This is a genomic window from Niabella drilacis (genome assembly GCF_900101395.1).
Lineage (GTDB): Bacteria > Bacteroidota > Bacteroidia > Chitinophagales > Chitinophagaceae > Niabella > Niabella drilacis.
Genome location: NZ_FMZO01000029.1, coordinates 12,991 through 32,685, shown reverse-complemented (window position 1 = coordinate 32,685; position 19,695 = coordinate 12,991). Strand labels below are relative to the sequence as shown.

Sequence of the window (19,695 nt, the reverse complement as noted above, 5' to 3'; positions counted from 1 at the left end):
TTGTTATACACAGATATTTTTTCAACAGGCCGTAAACCGCCCGCCGCTGTTATTGCGTGGGGCTCCCTGTGTTTTGCCCGGCTTCTGTGGAATAAAAATTAACTTTACACTCCCCATCGGGGTCTGTAACTTTTTTTATCTGGCAATACTATGAAAATTTCAAAACCCGTTGATGATTTCGTAGTGCGCATGCGCGAACTCTTTACAGGAGATGCCACGCCTGAATTTCAGAAAGAAGAACCGTTCCGGTTAGAATTGTTCAGTCATGACCAAATGCAGCTGCATGGAGCACAGGTAGCGCACGCACATGTGGTAACCGGGGGTCATCCTCCGGATAAGGTATTACCCCGGCTGGACGACAATGAAACCGTCATTGCAAAAGTATATGACCTGCTCAATGATTCTGCAAATTCCAAGCAGCCGATCGCCCCTGCCAGCGAATGGTTCCTCGACAACTATTACCTGGTTAAAGAACAAATAGCGCTCGGAAGAACCCATTTACCCAAAGGGTACAGCGAAACCCTCCCGATCCTCGCAAAAGGAAGGTCGGCCGGTTTTCCCCGGGTGTATGATATCGCACTGGAGCTCATCGCCCACAGCGACGGACACATCAGCATTGCCACCCTCACCGCGTTCATTGAGTCCTACCAGACCGTGACCCAGCTGACCCTGGGGGAGCTTTGGGCCATACCCATTATGTTGCGCCTGGCCATTATTGAAAATATCCGCCGCATCGCCTCGCGTGTTGCCCTCGACCGCCTGGATAAAAATGTTGCGGTTTACTGGTCGGAGCAATTAATCGAATCCGCCCAAAAGAAACCGCGCGATATCATCATCATTATAGCGGATATGGCCCGGTCCAGACTGAGGCTCGACAGTGCTTTTGTTGCAGAGTTCATCCGGCGGCTGCAGGGCCGGGGCCAGGGATTATCCCTGCCGCTTACCTGGCTGGAAGAACGGCTGGCAGAAACCGGGAGCTCTTCTGTTGAACTCGTCAACATTGAAAACCAGAAACAGGCAACCGACCAGGTATCTATCCGCAATTCCATAGAAAGTATCCGGCTGATCCGCAGCACGGATTGGCGCAGTTTTGTAGAAGAGGTCAGCATTGTTGAAAAGATCCTGAGCACTGATGCAAGTGGTATTTACAGCCAGATGGACTTTATAACCCGCGACCGCTACCGGCATGTTGTGGAATGGGTGGGTAAAAACAGTACCCTGCAGGAGTTCCAGGTTGCTCAAATGGCCATTGACCTGACAAAAGAAAGCGCCCGCAACAACGAACCTGTCCGGCAGCACCATGTCGGATATTTTCTTGTTGACGAGAAAGGGCAGCACGTGCTGATCAAAAAATCGGGCATGCGGATAACGGTCAGGCACCGCTTTAAAAACCTGCTCAGGTACAACAGGCTCCTGTCCTATGCAGGGTCTGCATTGCTGCTTACCCTCCTGCTCAGTGTGTGGGCCGGCTTTTATGTATACCAGCGGGTTCCCGGCATTTACCAGGCCATAGCCTTTAGCCTGGTATGCTTTGTTGCGTTGAGCCAGGCCATCATTATCCTTACAAACTGGATCGCAACGTTGATCATCAAACCCCGCCCCCTGCCCAAAATGGATTACTCAGAGGGGATCCCTGAATCGGAATGTACCCTGGTAGCGGTGCCCAGCATGCTTTCCAGCGAAAAGGCTATTGAAGAACTGGCCGATGCACTGGAAGTCCGCTATCTTTCCAACCCCGAGGAGTATCTGTATTTTGCCTTACTGACCGACTTTACGGATGCCCCGGAAGAAAAAATGCCGGAAGATGATGCATTGCTGACCTACGCCGTCAAACGCATAGAAGCACTGAACCACCGGTATGTTAAAGAAAGTGCCGGCAGGAGCCGGTTTTTCCTGTTTCACCGGCCCCGCAAATGGAATACCTGTGAAAGAGTATGGATGGGGCAGGAACGTAAACGCGGAAAACTGGCTGAGCTGAATAGTTTTTTAAGAAATACGGGGCACTATGATTTTATGAAGATCGCCGGCAACACCACCGGGCTGAAGCAGGTCCGGTACGTGATCACCCTCGATGCCGATACCCAGCTTCCGCGTGAGGCAGCCTGGAAACTCGTGGCTACCATGGCACACCCGTTAAATAAACCGGTGCTGAATACCCATAAAACCCGCGTAATAGATGGGTATGGTATTTTACAGCCACGAACTTCGGTAAGCATCCCCGGTTCTGACAGTAGCTATTATGCAAGGATGCATAGCAGCGACTCCGGCCTGGATCCCTACACGCGGCTGGTTTCCGATGTGTACCAGGACCTGTTTTCCGAAGGTTCCTTTGTTGGCAAAGGCATCTATGATATTGATGTATTTGAAAAAGTGCTGGGCGATACTTTTCCTCCCAACCGCATCTTAAGTCACGACCTGCTGGAAGGATCCTATGTACGTTCAGGTTTACTGACAGACGTTGAGCTGTTTGAAGAATACCCGGAAACCTACTGGGCCGATGTAAGCCGCCGCCATCGGTGGATACGGGGCGACTGGCAGATTGCCAGCTGGGGCACCCCCTTTGTACCCGGCAGGGAAAATAAGGTACGTAAAAATTTTATATCCAGCCTCTCCCGCTGGAAAATATGGGACAATATCCGCAGAAGCCTGGTGGCGCCGGCGGCGATTGCCTTTCTGGTCCTGGGCTGGGCCCTGCTGCCCGATGCCCGGCTGTGGACCCTGTTATTGCTGATAGCCTGGTTGCTGCCACTGATGGCAACCACTATCTGGCAACTGTTCCATAAACCGGAAAGTATGCACTGGCGCGCGCATTTTTCTGAAACAAAAGACCATATCTTTTCCGGTCTTACACATATCCTGTTCGGGATCATCTGTCTTCCCTTTGAAGCTGCTAAAAACCTTGACGCGATCTTCCGTGCCAACTGGCGTATGCTCATCTCCCATCGCCGGCTGCTGCAATGGACCCCCTCCGGCGCATCCAATGGCAAACAAAAAAACCTCATCCAGGCATATCGCTACATGTGGGCATCGGTGGTCCTTCCCGCCGGCATTATAATGTTGCTGGCGGTACTCAACCCCGCTGCTCTTTGGCTGGCAGCCCCCCTGCTGGCGGCATGGGTGCTGGCACCTGCTGTAGCCTGGCGGATCAGTAGTCCTTCTTATCAAAAAATCATTGCCCTCTCTTCAAAGAACATAGATTTACTTCATTGCTACGCCCGCAAAACCTGGGCTTATTTTGAAGACTTTGTTACCCAGGAGGACAACTGGCTGGCTCCGGACAATTACCAGGAGCACCCGGTGGAATCGCTGGCCCACCGCACTTCGCCAACCAATATCGGCCTTGCACTGCTCTCTAATCTTGCGGCCTACGATTTTGGCTATCTTTCTGTTAACAAGCTGGCGGAGCAGACACATAACACCTTTGAAACACTGGCGGCACTGGAGCGCTACAAGGGACATTTCTATAACTGGTATGATACTGTATCGCTGGTACCTCTGCATCCTAAATATGTTTCTACTGTTGACAGCGGCAACTTTATTGCCGGCATGATCCTGCTGCGGGAGGGACTTGACGAGATCCGGCAGGAAAAACTATTTAAGGAGCAGCATGCAAACGGGCTGCTGGATACTTTTTCCGTACTCAAAGGCCTCATCGATAAAAAGGCGCTGCCGGAGCAGGCGGGCTTACTCGATAAAACCATAAACGGGCTTAAGGCCGCTTATCCGCATACGCTGCAGGAGCTTTTATTCCGGCTGAACACACTCCAGGAACAAACTGCAGCCTTTAAAAACAACCCGGCGATCGCCGGAAACGCGGAAGCGCTAAACTGGGCCGGACGGTTGGAGCTCCAGCTGGCAGACCTGGTTACCTGTACCCGCACTTTTTGCCCCTGGGCAGCCTATCTTCCGGTACCGGACCGGTTCAGCCGGCTCCAGATCCTCCAGGAGATCCCCTCGCTTAATAACATACTGGAGCTGCAGCGTGTACTGCCCGTACATATAAACGAATATCTGGCAGCAACCAGCCATAATGATGAAAAAGAATTACTGCTTCATCTATTAAAAAGCCTGGAAACAGGCGCATCCGCAGCCACCGGCTTTTTAGCAGGTATTGAAAAAATGAAACACCGCTGTGCGGACTTTGCCGCAGCAGATTATGACTTCCTTTATAATAAGAAGCAAAACCTTTTTCATATCGGCTACAACGTAAGCGAGGATGCTGCTGACAAGAGCTATTATGATATGCTGGCTTCAGAAGCGCGCATCGGCATTTATACGGCCATTGCCCAGGGCAAGATCCCCCAGGCAGCATGGTTTACACTGGGCCGCCTGGTAACCAACCTGGGCAATAGCCCTGTGCTGCTTTCCTGGAGCGGATCAATGTTTGAATACCTGATGCCGCAACTGCTGATGCCCGTTTACGAAAACACCTTACTGGAACGCAGTACGAAAGGAGCTGTAAGGAACCAGATCTATTACGGCAACAAGAACAATGTGCCCTGGGGAATCTCGGAATCGGGCTACAACCTGGTTGATACCAGCCTGCATTATCAGTACCAGTCTTTTGGTATACCGGGCCTCGGCTTAAAAAGAGGCCTCGCCAACGACCTTGTTATTGCTCCCTATGCCACGATGATGGCCCTGATGGTGGCTCCCGCAGAAGCGCTGGAAAATCTCAAAACCCTGTCGTCAAAAGGTTTTGAGGGCCGCTATGGCTTTTATGAAGCCATCGATTACACCCCCTCCCGTATGCCAAGAGGACAATCTTTTGCCGTTATTAAATCCTTTATGGTGCACCACCAGGGGATGAGTTTTCTTTCCCTGGCCTACCTGTTGCAGAACCGCAAAATGCACGACCGGTTTACACGGGATCCGCAATTTCAGTCGGCCCTCCTCCTGCTCCAGGAAAAAGCGCCGCGCTCCACCAATTTTTATTCCCATACAGAGGATGAAAGCGCCCGGCAAACCATCTCCCATGAGTCGCACATGCGGGTACTCAACACACCCAATACACCCATCCCCGAGATACAACTGCTCTCTAACGGCCGTTATTCCCTGGCTATCACCAACAGCGGAGGAGGCTACAGCCGCTGGAAAGGTGTGGCGCTCAACCGCTGGCGGGAGGATACAACAAGGGATAACTGGGGCATATTCTGTTATATTAAAGACCTTGGTACCGGTCATTTCTGGTCCAATACCTACCAGCCCACTTTAAGAAAAAGCAAATCTTACGAAACCGTCTTCTCACAGGGACACGTGGTCTTCCGCCGGGTAGATGATGGGTTTGAAACCAAAACAGATATGGTCATTTCCCCGGAGGATGATGTGGAGATCCGCCGCATCCGGATCACCAACCGGTCCGCTACATCAAAAACCATCGAAGTGACCAGCTTTGGCGAAGTCGTTCTTACCGACCAGGCGGCAGACGAAGCGCACCCGGCTTTCAGTAACTTATTTGTACAAACGGAAATAGATACGGAAGCAGATGCCATCCTTTGTTCCCGGCGACCCAGGGCCCGCCAGGAAAACCCACCCTGGATGTTTCATACCCTGATGCTGCATGGTGCCTCCAGTGAATCGGTCTCTTACGAAACGGACCGGATGCGGTTCATCGGCCGCGGCCAGTCCATTGCAACTCCGGCTGCGCTGCTGCAGCAGGAACCGCTTTCCGGAACACAGGGTTCTGTGCTGGACCCCGTAATGGCCATCCGGCACCGGATCATCCTCAAGGCCCGGCAAACCGTAACAGTTGATCTCGTAGTAGGGATTGGGGAATCAGAAACAATATGCAGGGCATTGCTCATCAAATACCGGGACCGTTACATTAAAAACCGGGTATTTGAACTGGCCTGGACCCATAGCCAGGTCCTTTTGCGCCAGATCAATGCAACGGAGGTAGAGGCCCAGCTCTTTAACGCTATTGCGGGTTCCATTATCTATGCCAACAACAGCTTCAGGGCCACACCATCGGTTATCGAAAGCAATTTAAAGGGACAGTCGGGCCTGTGGAGTTATGCCATTTCCGGGGACCTGCCCATTGTATTGGTGCGGGTAAAGGACAGCAATAATATAGACCTGGTTAAACAACTCATCAAGGCGCATTCCTACTGGTCGCTAAAAGCACTGCGGGTAGACCTCGTTATCTGGAATGATGATTTCGGGTCTTACCGGCAGGTGTTCCACGACCAGGTGATCGGCTTTATTACCGCAACCAGTGGTGGTGTACTGGATCAGCCGGGGGGCATCTTTGTAAGAGCCGGAGACCAGATCTCCAATGAGGACCGCATCCTGTTCCAGACCGTTGCCCGTGTTATCTTTGACGACGATAAAGGTACCCTGGCGGAACAGGTCCTAAAAAAGCGAACACCAAAAGGGCTTCCGGAGCCGCTTCCGGTACAACCCTCCAGCATCAAAACATTGCCGGAGCAAAGCCTTACTTTACCGGATCATCTCCGGTTTAACAATGGCACCGGCGGATTTACCGAAGACGGAAAAGAGTATATTCAGATCTCCGGTCAGCAAAAGAAATCACCTGTCCCCTGGTGCAATATCATTGCCAATAAAGAGATAGGATCCATGCTTTCTGAAAGCGGGTCTGCTTATACCTGGGTCGATAATGCCCAGGCCTTCCGGCTCACACCCTGGCAAAACGACCCGGTATCCGACAGGTGCAGTGAAGCCTGGTATATCCGGGACGAAGAAACCGGAAGCTACTGGTCGCCCACGCCGCTGCCGGCTGCCGGCAAAAATGCCTATATTACCCGGCACGGTTTCGGCTATTCTGTTTATGAGCATATCCATCAGGGCGTCTTCTCCGAACTGTGGGTCTATGTGGATAAAGACCTGCCCGTAAAATATGTAGTACTGAAACTGCGCAATCTTACAGCACAGGACCGCCGGCTGTCCGTAACCGGCTACGTGGAGTGGGTACTGGGCGATATGGTACATAAAAACAAAATGTTTGTTGTAGTCGATAAGGATCCGCAAACAAATGTGCTTTTCGCCAGGAACCGCTACAATACTGCCTTCGCAGAAAAGATCGCTTTTTTTGATACGGATACCGCAGAAAAAACATTCACCTGCGACCGTACCGAGTTTATCGGGAGGAACGGCAGTCTCCGTAACCCCGAGGCCCTGTCAAGAAAGCACCTGTCCGGAAGGGCTGGTGCCGGCATCGATCCCTGTACCGCATTGCAGGTACCCGTACACCTGGCGCCGGAAGAAGAAAAGGAGCTGGTATTCAGACTGGGTGCGGGCAAGAACGAACAGGAAACGCAGGAACTGGTAGCCAGAATAAAGGGGAAAGCCTATGCCCATGAGGCCCGCCTGAAAGTGCACGATCAGTGGAACCATATTTTAAGCGCCGTTGTGGTAAGCACCCCGGATGATGCCATGAATATTATGACCAATGGCTGGTGGTTGTACCAGACGCTGGCCTGCCGTATTTGGGGCCGCAGCGGCTTTTACCAGTCGGGCGGCGCCTTCGGTTTCCGGGATCAGCTGCAGGATGTGCTGGCCCTGATGCATACCACCCCGGAGATCACAAGGGAACAGCTGTTGCTGGCCGCCTCCAGGCAATTTAAAGAAGGCGATGTACAGCACTGGTGGCATCCCCCCACCGGCCGCGGGGTACGTACCACCTGCTCGGATGATTACCTCTGGCTACCCTATGTTGCCTCCCGGTATATTACCACCACGGGCGATGCTGCCGTTTTGAATGAATACGTTTCGTTTATCGATGGACGTCCGCTACAGCCTGATGAAGAGTCCTACTACGACCTGCCGGTGTTCCTCAATCACTGGGAAACACTCTACAATCACTGTAAGCATGCCATCCGCTATGGATTAAAATTCGGGCAGCATGGGTTGCCGCTGATCGGCTCCGGCGACTGGAATGACGGCATGGATAAAGTGGGTGAGCATGGGAAAGGCGAAAGTGTATGGCTGGCCTTTTTCCTGTATGATGTGCTTACGCATTTTGCGGCCATCGCAGAAAACTATGGCGATACCGACTTTACAATCCTTTGCAACACGGAAGCCGAAAATTTAAAAACGCATATTCATGAAAATGCCTGGGATGGCGCATGGTATCGCCGGGCCTATTTTGACGACGGCACCCCGCTTGGCTCCGCCACCAATGAGGAATGTAAGATCGATTCCATTTCCCAAAGCTGGTCATTGCTTTCGGGCGGGGGAGCTCCGGAACGGAGCCTGCAGGGTATGAAAGCGCTGAATGAACAGCTGATCGACCGAAAGAATAAGATCATCAAACTACTCACTCCTCCTTTCGACAAATCGGATCTTTACCCCGGTTACATCAAAGGATATGTGCCCGGGGTGCGTGAAAATGGCGGGCAATATACCCATGCGGCCATCTGGACGATCATGGCTTTTGCTGCCCTCAAAGACAAAGAGCGGGTATGGGAATTGTTCTCCATGGTAAACCCCGTTAATCATACCCGCAGCGCACAGGATGTTGAAAAATACAAAGTAGAGCCTTATGTGATGGCGGCAGATGTTTACGGGGCTCCGCCCCATGAAGGCCGCGGCGGGTGGACCTGGTACACCGGCTCTGCCGGCTGGACCTACCAGCTGGCCATTGGTTCCATCCTCGGCATCAACCGGCAGGGAGACCGCCTGTACCTGACACCCTGCATCCCGGATGAGTGGGAAGGCTACCAGATCCGGTACCGGTTCGGCAATACGCTCTATCATTTACAGTTTAAGAATGAAAAAAAAGAGGGCCGTGTCCGGTTCAGCGAAAACGGGCAAACTTCAAATGAACCGTTTATTGCATTAAAGGATGACGGCAATGAGCACTATATAGAAGTAACGTTATAACGTCTGCGCTTTACCATCATTGCACAGGAAGAACGCACCGGATCTCAGCGTTGATCAGCTCCCGGGGAGCGTTGTGTTTACCGCAAACAGATCGTTCTGATCAGCCGGGTTCTTTCTTTTCATCCGATTTAGACGCATTTGCCCTGAATCATTGCAGCCCCCGCGGTAAAATAACCACGAATGAAGTATTTTCGCCCCATATACAAGTACAGAATTCGTTCATATGAAAAAATTGCGCTTATTCACAGCCGGCCTTGCCCTTATCATTGATCTTACAGGATCCGTTGCAGCACAAATTACCATTCCTGTTGAAACAGGAAACGTTGCCGTGGTACTGCAAACAGATAAAAACAATCATCTAAGGATCATTCATACCGGAAAAAAATTGCAGGAACCGGAGGAGTACACGGCAGCCGGCCGGATGTACCACCTCACCGGGGATGGCGGCAGTTCCAACAATAGCGCTTTTGCGGTAGCGGGGATCGATAACAATTTCTCCGAACCAGCCATTGCTGTAGTACATGCAGATGGCAACAACTCGCTCGATCTTCGCTACGAGAATAAAACCCTCACCAGTGAAGACGGCGCCGTGCTCACAAAAATCACTTTAAAAGATGCAGTCTACCCGTTTTATGTAGATCTGTTTTTCAAAGCCTGGAAGGATGAAGATGTCATTGAACAATGGAGCGTGATCCGGCACACGGAAAAAGGAAAAGTAACCCTTAACAAATACGCCTCAGCCAATCTTTATTTCTATAACAGGGACTATTACCTCACCAGCTATAACGGCAACTGGGCAAAAGAGATGCAGCCCGAGCAAACACAGCTGAAGCAGGGCATGCATACCATCCAGTCGCGGCTGGGCACCCGCGAGAACCTGATCGGATCGCCCAATTTCATGCTGGCCCTGGATGCCCCGGCCACAGAAACCAGCGGCACCGTCATGCTGGGCCAGATCGCCTGGAACGGAAATTATTCTATACAATTTGAGACCGACATCAATAAAAAAATGCACCTGGTAGCGGGAATCAACCCCTACCAGTCGGCCTATGATCTCAAACCCGGCACACCCTTTGAAACACCACGGTTCACCTATACACTGTCCTTTACCGGTACCGGTACCGGGAGCCGCAACCTGCAGGCATGGCTGCGTAACCACCAGTTACTGGATGGAAAAGGCCGAAGGCTTACCCTGCTGAACAACTGGGAAGCCACCTATTTTGATTTTGACCAGGAAAAACTGGTAGGCCTTTTTAACGGCGCCAAAGACCTGGGGGTAGACCTCTTCCTGCTCGACGATGGCTGGTTTGGCAATAAATACCCCAGGAACGGAGACAAAGCAGGGCTGGGCGATTGGCAGGAGAATAAAAAGAAACTACCCGACGGACTTCCCTACCTGGTGAAGGAGGCCGGCAAACAGGGCATCAAATTCGGTATCTGGATCGAACCGGAAATGGTCAATCCTAAAAGCGAACTTTATGAACAGCATCTGGATTGGGTATTGCGGGAAGAAAAGCGCCCGGAGATCTACTACCGCAATCAACTGGTGCTGGACCTTACCAACCCGCAGGTACAGGATTTTGTATTTGGGGTGGTAGACGGCTTATTTAAAAAGAACCCCGATCTGGCCTTTATCAAATGGGATTGCAATGCTCCCATTTTTAACGGGCACTCCCAATACCTTGAGCAAAATAAGATCCCGCAATCACATTTATATGTAGAATATACCCGCGGCCTGGAGAAAGTATTACAGCGCATCCGGGCCAAATATCCGAAAGTGCCGATGATGCTTTGCTCCGGTGGTGGCGGCCGCTCAGATTACAGTTCCCTGAAATACTTTACCGAATTCTGGCTCAGCGATGATACAGATCCGTTGGAGCGTGTATTCATTCAATGGAACTATTCCTACTATTACCCCGCCATTTCCATGTGCAATCACGTAACCGACTGGGGTAAGCAACCGCTGAAATACCGGGTAGACGTGGCATCCATGGGCAAACTCGGCTTCGACATCCGGGCCAATGAGCTTAAGCCGGAAGACCGTGCTTTCTGCCAGCAGGCCGTTAAAAACTACGATGGCTTCAAGGATATTGTGTGGCATGGCGACCTGTACCGCCTGGCCAGTCCCTATGAAAAGGACCTGGCTTCACTCATGTTTGTAAATCAGGGCAGAAACAGGGCCATCATGTTCAACTATCTTACCAATAACCGGTATATCAGTGAAGCTAATGTTGACCCCATTAAGCTACAGGGTCTTGATCCCGCAAAAAAATACCGGATCAAAGAGCTCAACCTCTACGATAAGCAAAAGACCACGCTGGACGAAAGCAAGACCTATAGCGGCGATTTCCTGATGACCGTAGGATTCAATCCCAATGTAACATCGGGCCGCACCAGTGTGGTACTGAGCATTGAGGCATTGTAGACAGCACTTAAGAGTCAGCTACCAGCTAAAAGCGAACGGCTGGTACCTGACGCCCTTACCGTAAAAACCCTATAAAAAAAACGGGTTTTTACGCTTTAATACGTCTGCCCGCAACCGGAACTTTATAGCCGAAACAAAACAAAAGCATATGTCCCTTAAACATGAACTCTCCCTAAAGCACAAAAAAATCGGGTACATGGAATTCCTGGCCGGCTTTTTTATCTGTGGCACAGTGGCTACGGTTGGACTGTTTATCTATGTTTTACTCGATCTGCTCCGTTAGTTCCTCCGCCACAGCCATCCTCATAATTTTGAAGCAACAGACCCCGTTTTTTTTTGCTATTTTCGGCTCGAATACCAAATCTTCAAAAGAATGAAACGAAGCCTGTTGCCGCTTTTAGCGCTGTTCTTTTTTGTTACCACTTTGCCGGCCCAGGAAAGCAGCAGTTACCAAAAACCACCGGCTCTCATAGAAAAGCTGCTCCTCGCCACCTTTAATCCCGGTGTCAGTTTTAACGACGACGGCTCGTGGATGGTGCTCATGCAGCGCAGTACCGGTCCTACCGTAGAAGACCTGGCACAGCCGGAGCTGAGGATCGCCGGGCTGCGCATCAACCCTGCCAATTTCAGTCCCAGCAGGGGCAGTTATTACACAGGCCTCACGTTAAAAAATGTAAGCACGGGTAAAGAAGTGGGCATCAGCGGGCTGCCGGAGCCATTAAGAGCCTCCTCCGTTTCCTGGAACCGCGCGGGCAATAAGCTGGCCTTTCTGCAGGAAACACGGACAGCAATAGATCTTTATATCGTGGACATAAAGGCGGCGCAGGCAGTTAAAATAAACCGCACACCGCTCAATACCGCTACGGGCCATGATTTCAGCTGGTGGGACAATGACCAGTTGTTCTACCAGGCAACCACAGCCGCTCCTTCGGCCCTGCCTCAAAAACCCGCCGCACCGGATGGGCCGGTTATCCAGCAAAACCTGGGCAAGGTGGCTGCCTCCCGCACCTACCAGGACCTCATCAAAAACAAATACGATGAAGCCCTGTTCCGCTTTTTTGCAACAGCGCAACCTATGCTCAACAACAATGGTGTGGAAACCCCTGTCGGTAAGCCGGGTCTGTATGCATCCATCCAGCTTTCGCCTGATAAAAATTACTTGCTGGTAGAACGCCTCACAGGCGACCTTTCCTACCTGGTGCCCTATTATGGCTTTGCCTCCGCTATTGAAGTATGGGATGCCAAAGGCAACCCGGTGAAGACCATTGCAAAGATCCCTTCTTCGGAGCTGGCACCCAGCGGCTTTGATAATGTACTGAACGCACCGCGTGCTCATAACTGGATCGCCACAAAACCCGCCACGCTGGGCTGGATCGAGCCGCTGGATAGTGGCTTTATCAAACACAATGTGCCCAATCACGATCAGTATGTAACCCTCGATGCTCCGTTTACTGCAACTCCGCAAACCGTAGCAGCCACGCCCATGCGCATGTACAATGTGAGCTTTGTAAACAAGGATATGGCACTGGTAACCCAGGGCTCTTTTGCCCTGCAAAAACGCATCTGGCAGCGGCTGGATCTGCAAACCAAAGTGCTCACCACGTTGGATGACCGCAGCACCAACGACGCTTATAATGACCCCGGTACACCATTCACCGTAAGAAACGAATTTGGCCGACAGGTGCCGCTTATTTACCAGAAAACAAAATTCGTCATGAGCGGACAGGGAGCTTCCCCCAAAGGCGATTATCCTTTTGTGGGCACTTTCGATTTTACTTCCTTAAAAAAGGAAAAGCTATGGCAGGCAAAGGACCCCTATTATGAAGTACCGGTTAAATTGCTGTTGCAGCAAAAAGGGCTGTCCTTTGTAACCAGCCGGCAGAGCAATGCCCAGCCGCCCAACTATTTTATTATAAGCGGCAAAAAAGAAACACCCCTTACCAGCTTCCCGGACCCGCAACCGGAGCTGCGCGATCTAAAAAAAGAAAAAGTCACCTATACCCGTAAGGATGGCATCCAGCTTACCGCCAATGTATACGTTTCAAAAAACTATGATCCGGCAAAGGATGGCAAACTCCCGGTGATCATTGTGGCCTACCCCAGAGAGTATAAACAGGCTTCCGATGCCGCCCAGGTACGCGGCAGTAAGAACACCTTTACGCAGATCAACTACGGGAGTTTTGTATTCTTTGCGCTGGAAGGTTATGCGGTTATGGACAATGCCGAGTTTCCCATTGTGGGCGAAGGCAGCAACTACCCCAACGATAATTTTGTAGAGCAGCTGGAGTGGAACGCCAGGGCGGCCATTGACAAAATTGCCTCCATGGGCATTGGCGACAGCACCCGCGTAGCCGTTGCGGGTCATAGCTATGGCGCGTTTATGACAGCCAACCTGCTGGCCCATACCAGCCTGTTTAAAGCAGGTATTGCCCGCAGCGGAGCCTATAACAGGACCCTTACCCCCTTTGGGTTTCAGAACGAAGAGCGTACTTACTGGCAGGCTCCACAGGTATACAATCGTATGAGCCCCTTTAGTTACGCAGATAAAATAAAAACGCCGCTGTTGCTTATCCACGGAGAGGCGGATAACAACCCCGGTACGTTCCCCGTTCAAAGCGAACGGCTGTTCAACGCCATCAAGGGCCATGGCGGTACGGTGCGCTTTGTACAACTTCCTTTTGAATCGCATGGCTATGCAGCCAGGGAAAACCTTCTGCACCTGCTTTGGGAGGAATACCAGTGGTTAGAGAAGTATGTAAAAAGGGGGGAATAATTTTTTGTTCTTTTAAATCAAACGGTACGGGACCGGCATGCCCCAGCAAGCACAGCAACGATTTTTTGCTGGCATAGTTATTAACCAATCCCTGCCATGTATCCCTTACGGTCGTTTCATCTTCAAAAAACTCCACCCACAAAAAGTAGCCGACTGGGTCCGCGTAATAGCTCTCTGATGCTAAATATTTCATGAAGCGCTTCCAGATCATTTCTTTTTCACCGGGGTTTGCAATCTCTTTATTTTTTATACCATGATAAAATGGCGTTAAGAAATGATAATAGCCTGGAAATATTTCATACAGCTGAAATCCCAAAAGGATCTTTTGAGCGTTGGCCATTGATGAGTACCAGACCTTGTCCGAAATTTCATCAAACAGGTTCCATGTGCCGGAAGACAGTTGCCCGTTTACACCTTTTCTGCCGCAGTCAATGGAAGTATCCCGGGCTTCCTTGCTAAGTCTGTCTATATCGGACGCGCTTAAACTATATGTCTGGAAAATATCATTAAGAGTCATCGTATGCAATACAACTCCTTAAATATACGCAATCGGCCTGTTTTTAAGTGTTTATTACCGCTTCCAGGCGCTATAAGCCATTTAGATATTTTTCATGCACTGCCGGGCCGGAAAACAGAAATCCATCCGGGAGAATGCATATCCTCATCCGCGATTTACCCGCCAGCCGTACCCGTCTTAACCTCCCCGGCCCGTTTGTAGTTGGCAATGATCACGCCACCTGGCGTAATGGTACTCTCGGTTAATTGGAACGCTGCAGGAATAGAGCCGTCTTCAAACAGCTTTTTCCCACTGCCAAGTATTACCGGGTAAATCTTGAGCCAAAGCACATCTACCAGGTCCTGTTTCAGCAGCAGTTGCACGAGTTTGCTACTGCCCCAAACCTGGATGTCAGGACCGGCTGTATCCTTGAGCGCTTTGATTTCTTCCACATTGCCGAGAAAGACCGAGTGGTTCCAATCCGAGTTTTTCCGGGTAGCAGACAGGACGTATTTGGTACCGGCATTGATACCCGGCCAAAAGTCGCCATGGTGCGGCCAGTAGTTTTCCCAGATCTCAAATGTTTTCCGTCCCAAAAGATAATCGGCAGGTTCCAGCTGTTTTTGCAGGATCTTAGCGCTCACCTCATCTCCGTAAGGCGCCGTCCAGCCTCCATATTTGAACCCTCCGGAGATATCTTCCTCCGGCCCGCCAGGCGCCTGCATCACGCCATCCAGTGTAATCATTTCTGAAACGATTATATTCCGCATAGTAGTGCCCTCCTGTTGCGTTTAAAGTTTTTAAAAGTATCTTTTACGATACAAAGCTCGCTAATAAGCCCCCTGTTATTGCAGTGCAAATACGACAATTTTGGGGGAGGAATACGATTGGGTCTGCCCCTCAACTGCGGTCCGTTGTTGTGTTTTTCAACGGAGTTTTATCAACCCAATCTTACTACTGTCTGTAATGATTATTTGCGGAAATAAATCATCCTTTGTATGGGGTATTCCGTCTTGTCTGGATGAGAAAAGTCAATAGTTGTTGCCGATTTTCTCATAATTATAATAAGTGCCCCTTTGTGTTCATTCCCTGCGCGGCATCATGGATCGATGCCAGTTGATCATCTTCCCGAAGTTGTTCCAACCTTTCAGGATATTGTCCGTGTGATAGTTTATAGAACCCGATGTTTTTCACCAGGCTGTTTAATTGCATTTCTGCGATATGTTCAAAACCGAAGCCTGTGTTCCTGCATAGAATAGCGTCGAATAAACAAGGATTGTCCACAAAATACCCGTCGCGCCGATTATCGAAAGCCACTTAAAACATGTTGCAAAATCAGGATTTTATAAAAGGGATTTCAAGGTGATTTTTGAAAAACAAAACTTTGACCCGAAGCCGTTTACCCGCTCTCTTTCAAAACCGCTTGTTGGTGGCTGTGTTGTGCTTATTCGTTCGTTTGAAATTTAGTAAACGAGGTTTTAATTTTACCTTGTTGTTTTTGCAATTTATCTGTATTGAAGGGGTCGTATTCACTGACTGTCCACTTGTCTTTTTTGTATATAAATTCGTAAACTAAGTGTATCGTTCTGTCTGGATTTGCTTTTGATGTGCAACTAAAGTTAAGTTCCAAAATATCTTTGTTGTTTATTGTCAAATCCACATCAAAGCAGTTCCTTTCGTTGAGTAATGTTTCTAACTTCTTTTTATTATATTCCTCATTTTCTTTACCTATTTCGTATTCTTGCGGTAACATAGGTTCTCCCATCAAAATCACTTCACTCTTATGGTATTTATACAAAATCCAAGAATGTTTCAATTGTTCAACATTTTCAGTTTTGCAAGTGCATAATTTTAATTTATCGGATACTGTACACATAGCTATAAAATCATTTGCTTTTTATCAACTTTATCTCGTCTGTTGTCAAGTCGTAAAGTTCATAAATTATTTGATTGATTTTGCTTTCATCGTAATCATAAAAATGTTGCTAATACAATTTGTCGTTTTCCCATAATTAAAATGCCGGGTTATCACCCACAAAACCGGGTCTCTTTTTCTATTCATGCCCTTGCTTCATATGCCTGTAAACACCGGTTAACGAAAGGATGCAAACCGCCACCATACACAGCGAAAGAGATACCAGCAAAAACGAAATGACCCCGTCCAAAAATGCCGGTCCCTCCTGCCCCCCTGCCAGGGGCATCATTTTACCAAAACCGGTAACGGCCGCAATGATCACCGCAGCGAGGTTGGCGAAGGTTCCATATACCGCTAACCAGAAGGTTATGGCAAGCGCTTTTTTTGAAAGCCTGATCCGTTTCCAGATCAATCCCAGTACCATTAAAAAGATCCCGTTCATCACCCCCTCCAGGTGGGCAGAAAGTGCCATACGGGGGTTCGCCATATTATGCACAAACAATCCAATAATAAGTCCCAATAAAAATAATAATAGCCCAAGAAATAGGAGTTTTCCGGATTGTTTTGTTGAAGCTTGATTTTCCATATGAGATCCAGTTTTAGATGATGTCAATTTACATATTCGTCTTTCCAAACATCAAAGTGTTTAAGTTTTTTCGGTTTAACAGAGTTTTCCATCAAATGAGTGCCGGTCTTACCGCAGGTCCGCCGGCAGGCAAAACAAAACGACTCCCGGCGCACTTTAATTTGCGCAGGTCGGCGGGAGATCAGGCTTCTCATCAACAAATAAAGCAGACACGGCGATCCAATCCAGGCAAACGCATTCGATTTCAGCACGGATCGGCCCTGGAAAAGCAGCAGCCTGCTTCTTTGACCTTGACAGTTTTACGCGGAGCCGGGAAATACCTTGCTGTAAGCACAGGGCGCTTACAGTACCTGAACATGTTCCCGGCTCTCTTTTCACCCAATTCAGATGCGTTTCCCCTGCGATCCCATCCTTATTTCCTTTTATTGATCCGGCCCTTAAAACAGCTTACCCCATCCATGAAAGCTTCAACTACAATTCTGCCGGCCGGCATATGGGTAAGATCATAACTGAACAGGGTATTTTTTATGCCTTTGTATTCATGCTTTTGCCAAACCACTCCATCTACCGTTATTACAACCGTCATGTTGCTCAGCTTATTGGATACCACACTTAGCTGTGTCAGATCGGTCACAGAGCGGGGATAAAGGGAGAATGCATGTTTTGCCTTCGTAGTATCCGGCACAAAGCCCGGTACTGCCTTAAAGCTCAGCATTTCGCCGTTGCCACAGTCGCTCTCAAAAGCATGGATCAGGTTCCCCTTCATATCAAACAAACGCAGGTAACCATCACCGTTCCGCGGCTCCGCCCAAAACTCCAGTCCATCACCCGCAGTATCCGTAAGATATAGGGAATATTTGCCCCCGGTAAGACGAATGGTATCTGTATAAACCGTTCCTGGCTCCAGCTGCCGCGGTGTTTTCTGGAAAAGGGTGTCCTGTTTATTGTTAACCAGGAATACCCTGTTATCCTTCGGCTTGTTATTGGTGAGCAGTTGCAGTACAAATTCCGAAGGTAGTTTTACAGGGGCCGTAAAAGTTGCCTCAAGGGAATTATCACCGGACCAGGCATCTTTTTTTCCATTGGGATTCACAAGTATTACGCTAAAGGTATTGGCCCCGTCTTTCTCCCCGATCTCCCCGGGCAGTACTATTTCTTCTGTTTTATTAAACGAAAGATAGCCCTTCCAGCGAAACGTCTTTTTTTCAAAGCCCTCTGTCCCGTACAGGATGGTGAGTGAACGCAAAGGATCGGCCCCCAGGTTTCGAATGGATACACGCGGATTGAAGCTTGCCGGGTTCAGTCTGAAAAAACGTTGCTCATCGCTGGGAACCATAATCGCTTCAACTGCCACATCTGTCTTTTGCCGCGGCGCGGAATATTGAAATAAATAAGCCGAAATATTTTCAACCGCCTGTATATTACCGGTGGCTGTATAGGGTTCCATTTGCAGTGCTACTTCATGCCGGCCGGGTTTTGTAAACACATCGATCACATCCGGTTCCTGCAGATCACCGGGGCACCAGTAAGCACGGTCGTAGATCCATGTACCACCCTGGGGATATAGCGGATTGCCGCCGCAATCCTTCCACATATTGCGGTGATCGATCATATTGCCATCCAGCTTCAGATCCCGCCAGCGGCTGCAAAACTCACTGCACCCGCGCGGACGGTCCATCCCGTGCCCGGTATGCTGGATACGGATGCGGTTAATAGCGGAGCCTGCTGCTGATGTATAGCTGACCGGCAACAGGCTGTCTTCGATCTTTGCTTTTGGATCGCCATATTTATACCCCTTGTTCCAGAGCGGCACCATACCCAGGGGCGTTACAACCGGTGGTCCGGATACAATTTCAAAATCAACGGTCAGGGCCCAACCCACAGTATTGCCTTCATAACCGGAATGTGTGTATACGATCTCCACGCTATCACGCAGCCAGGGAGAAAAATCCGTAACATCTACCTGCCATTTCCAGCTCCAGCCTTTGTTATAGATACTTCCATAGGGGGTAAGCATCCTGCCCAGCTCGTAATTCAGCTCTGTGCCCTTCGCTCCTCCTTTCCGGCGTAACGTAATATGATCGAGGTAGTCCCAATGCGCAGTCAGCAAATTATCCGGGCTTCCCAGGGTAAGATGCATGGTTATTTTACGTACCGGTGCATTTTCTTTAGGGAATACGCCCCAGGCGGGATACGCTTTCTCCCCCCTGGAGGGATCACAGATGACCGTTGTGCGGTTATGCGTAATTACATGACTTACCGCAGGCTTTTGTGCCCCGGTAACCAACGAAGCTGCAGCCAGCAGCAGGAACAATACCAATCTCAATTTCATAAGCCGGTAGATAAATGATTTTGGGCCCGAAGTTAGAATAATATTCTCTGTATATTTCTACTATTCTAACCAGCCCATTATGAACATCAATAATCGCCAAACCATCCCGCTGAAAAGGCATCACCACACACAAAAAGGGCTGTAGTTTAGTACCCGCGGCACACAGGACAGAGCGTATCTGCCCGACTGGATTACCCGGGAATACCCTTGCATTGCACCGTATATTATTTCCGACCCCGCAAATTGGTACAAGCAGGGGTTGAAAATGTTCAATCGCTGCAACGACGGTTTCCCGGGTTTTGTATTATTTTGCAGGTCGTTTTAAAA

General features: G+C 49.7%; 8 protein-coding genes. 4 read left to right on the top strand and 4 right to left on the bottom strand.

What is annotated here, in order from left to right:
* Window positions 1–150 precede the first annotated feature (150 nt).
* From BLS44_RS25155 to BLS44_RS25145, 4 genes are all read left to right on the top strand, one after another.
* On the top strand, window positions 151–8,841 hold the full coding sequence (locus BLS44_RS25155) for a GH36-type glycosyl hydrolase domain-containing protein (protein WP_176954554.1): 8,691 nt from the start codon (window positions 151–153) through the stop codon (window positions 8,839–8,841).
* Window positions 8,842–9,064: 223 nt separating this feature from the next.
* Window positions 9,065–11,266, top strand: a complete 2,202-nt coding sequence (locus BLS44_RS25150) for an alpha-galactosidase (RefSeq protein WP_090393526.1) — start codon at window positions 9,065–9,067, stop codon at window positions 11,264–11,266.
* Between the two features lie 148 nt (window positions 11,267–11,414).
* On the top strand, window positions 11,415–11,549 hold the full coding sequence (locus BLS44_RS27055; protein WP_262492883.1) for a hypothetical protein: 135 nt from the start codon (window positions 11,415–11,417) through the stop codon (window positions 11,547–11,549).
* Window positions 11,550–11,639: 90 nt separating this feature from the next.
* Window positions 11,640–14,039 (top strand): alpha/beta hydrolase family protein, encoded by a 2,400-nt coding sequence (locus BLS44_RS25145; RefSeq protein ID WP_090393525.1) that lies wholly within the window; start codon window positions 11,640–11,642, stop codon window positions 14,037–14,039.
* Window positions 14,040–14,711: 672 nt separating this feature from the next.
* On the opposite strand, the gene BLS44_RS25140 is transcribed toward BLS44_RS25145, so the two are convergent.
* The 4 genes from BLS44_RS25140 to BLS44_RS25120 form a co-directional block, all read right to left on the bottom strand.
* A complete protein-coding gene (locus tag BLS44_RS25140; protein ID WP_090393524.1) occupies window positions 14,712–15,305 on the bottom strand; it encodes a dihydrofolate reductase family protein in 594 nt (197 codons plus the stop codon).
* Window positions 15,306–15,979: 674 nt separating this feature from the next.
* Entirely contained in the window at window positions 15,980–16,411 is a 432-nt protein-coding gene (locus BLS44_RS25130; protein ID WP_090393522.1) for a hypothetical protein, read from the bottom strand.
* A 178-nt stretch (window positions 16,412–16,589) separates the two neighbouring features.
* The gene (locus tag BLS44_RS25125) at window positions 16,590–17,036 is read right to left on the bottom strand and encodes a styrene oxide isomerase (RefSeq protein ID WP_090393521.1); all 447 of its coding nucleotides are present in this window, start codon (window positions 17,034–17,036) and stop codon (window positions 16,590–16,592) included.
* A 412-nt stretch (window positions 17,037–17,448) separates the two neighbouring features.
* Window positions 17,449–19,368, bottom strand: coding sequence for a peptide-N-glycosidase F-related protein (locus BLS44_RS25120; RefSeq protein ID WP_090393520.1), 1,920 nt, complete (start codon window positions 19,366–19,368; stop codon window positions 17,449–17,451).
* Window positions 19,369–19,695: the final 327 nt, after the last annotated feature.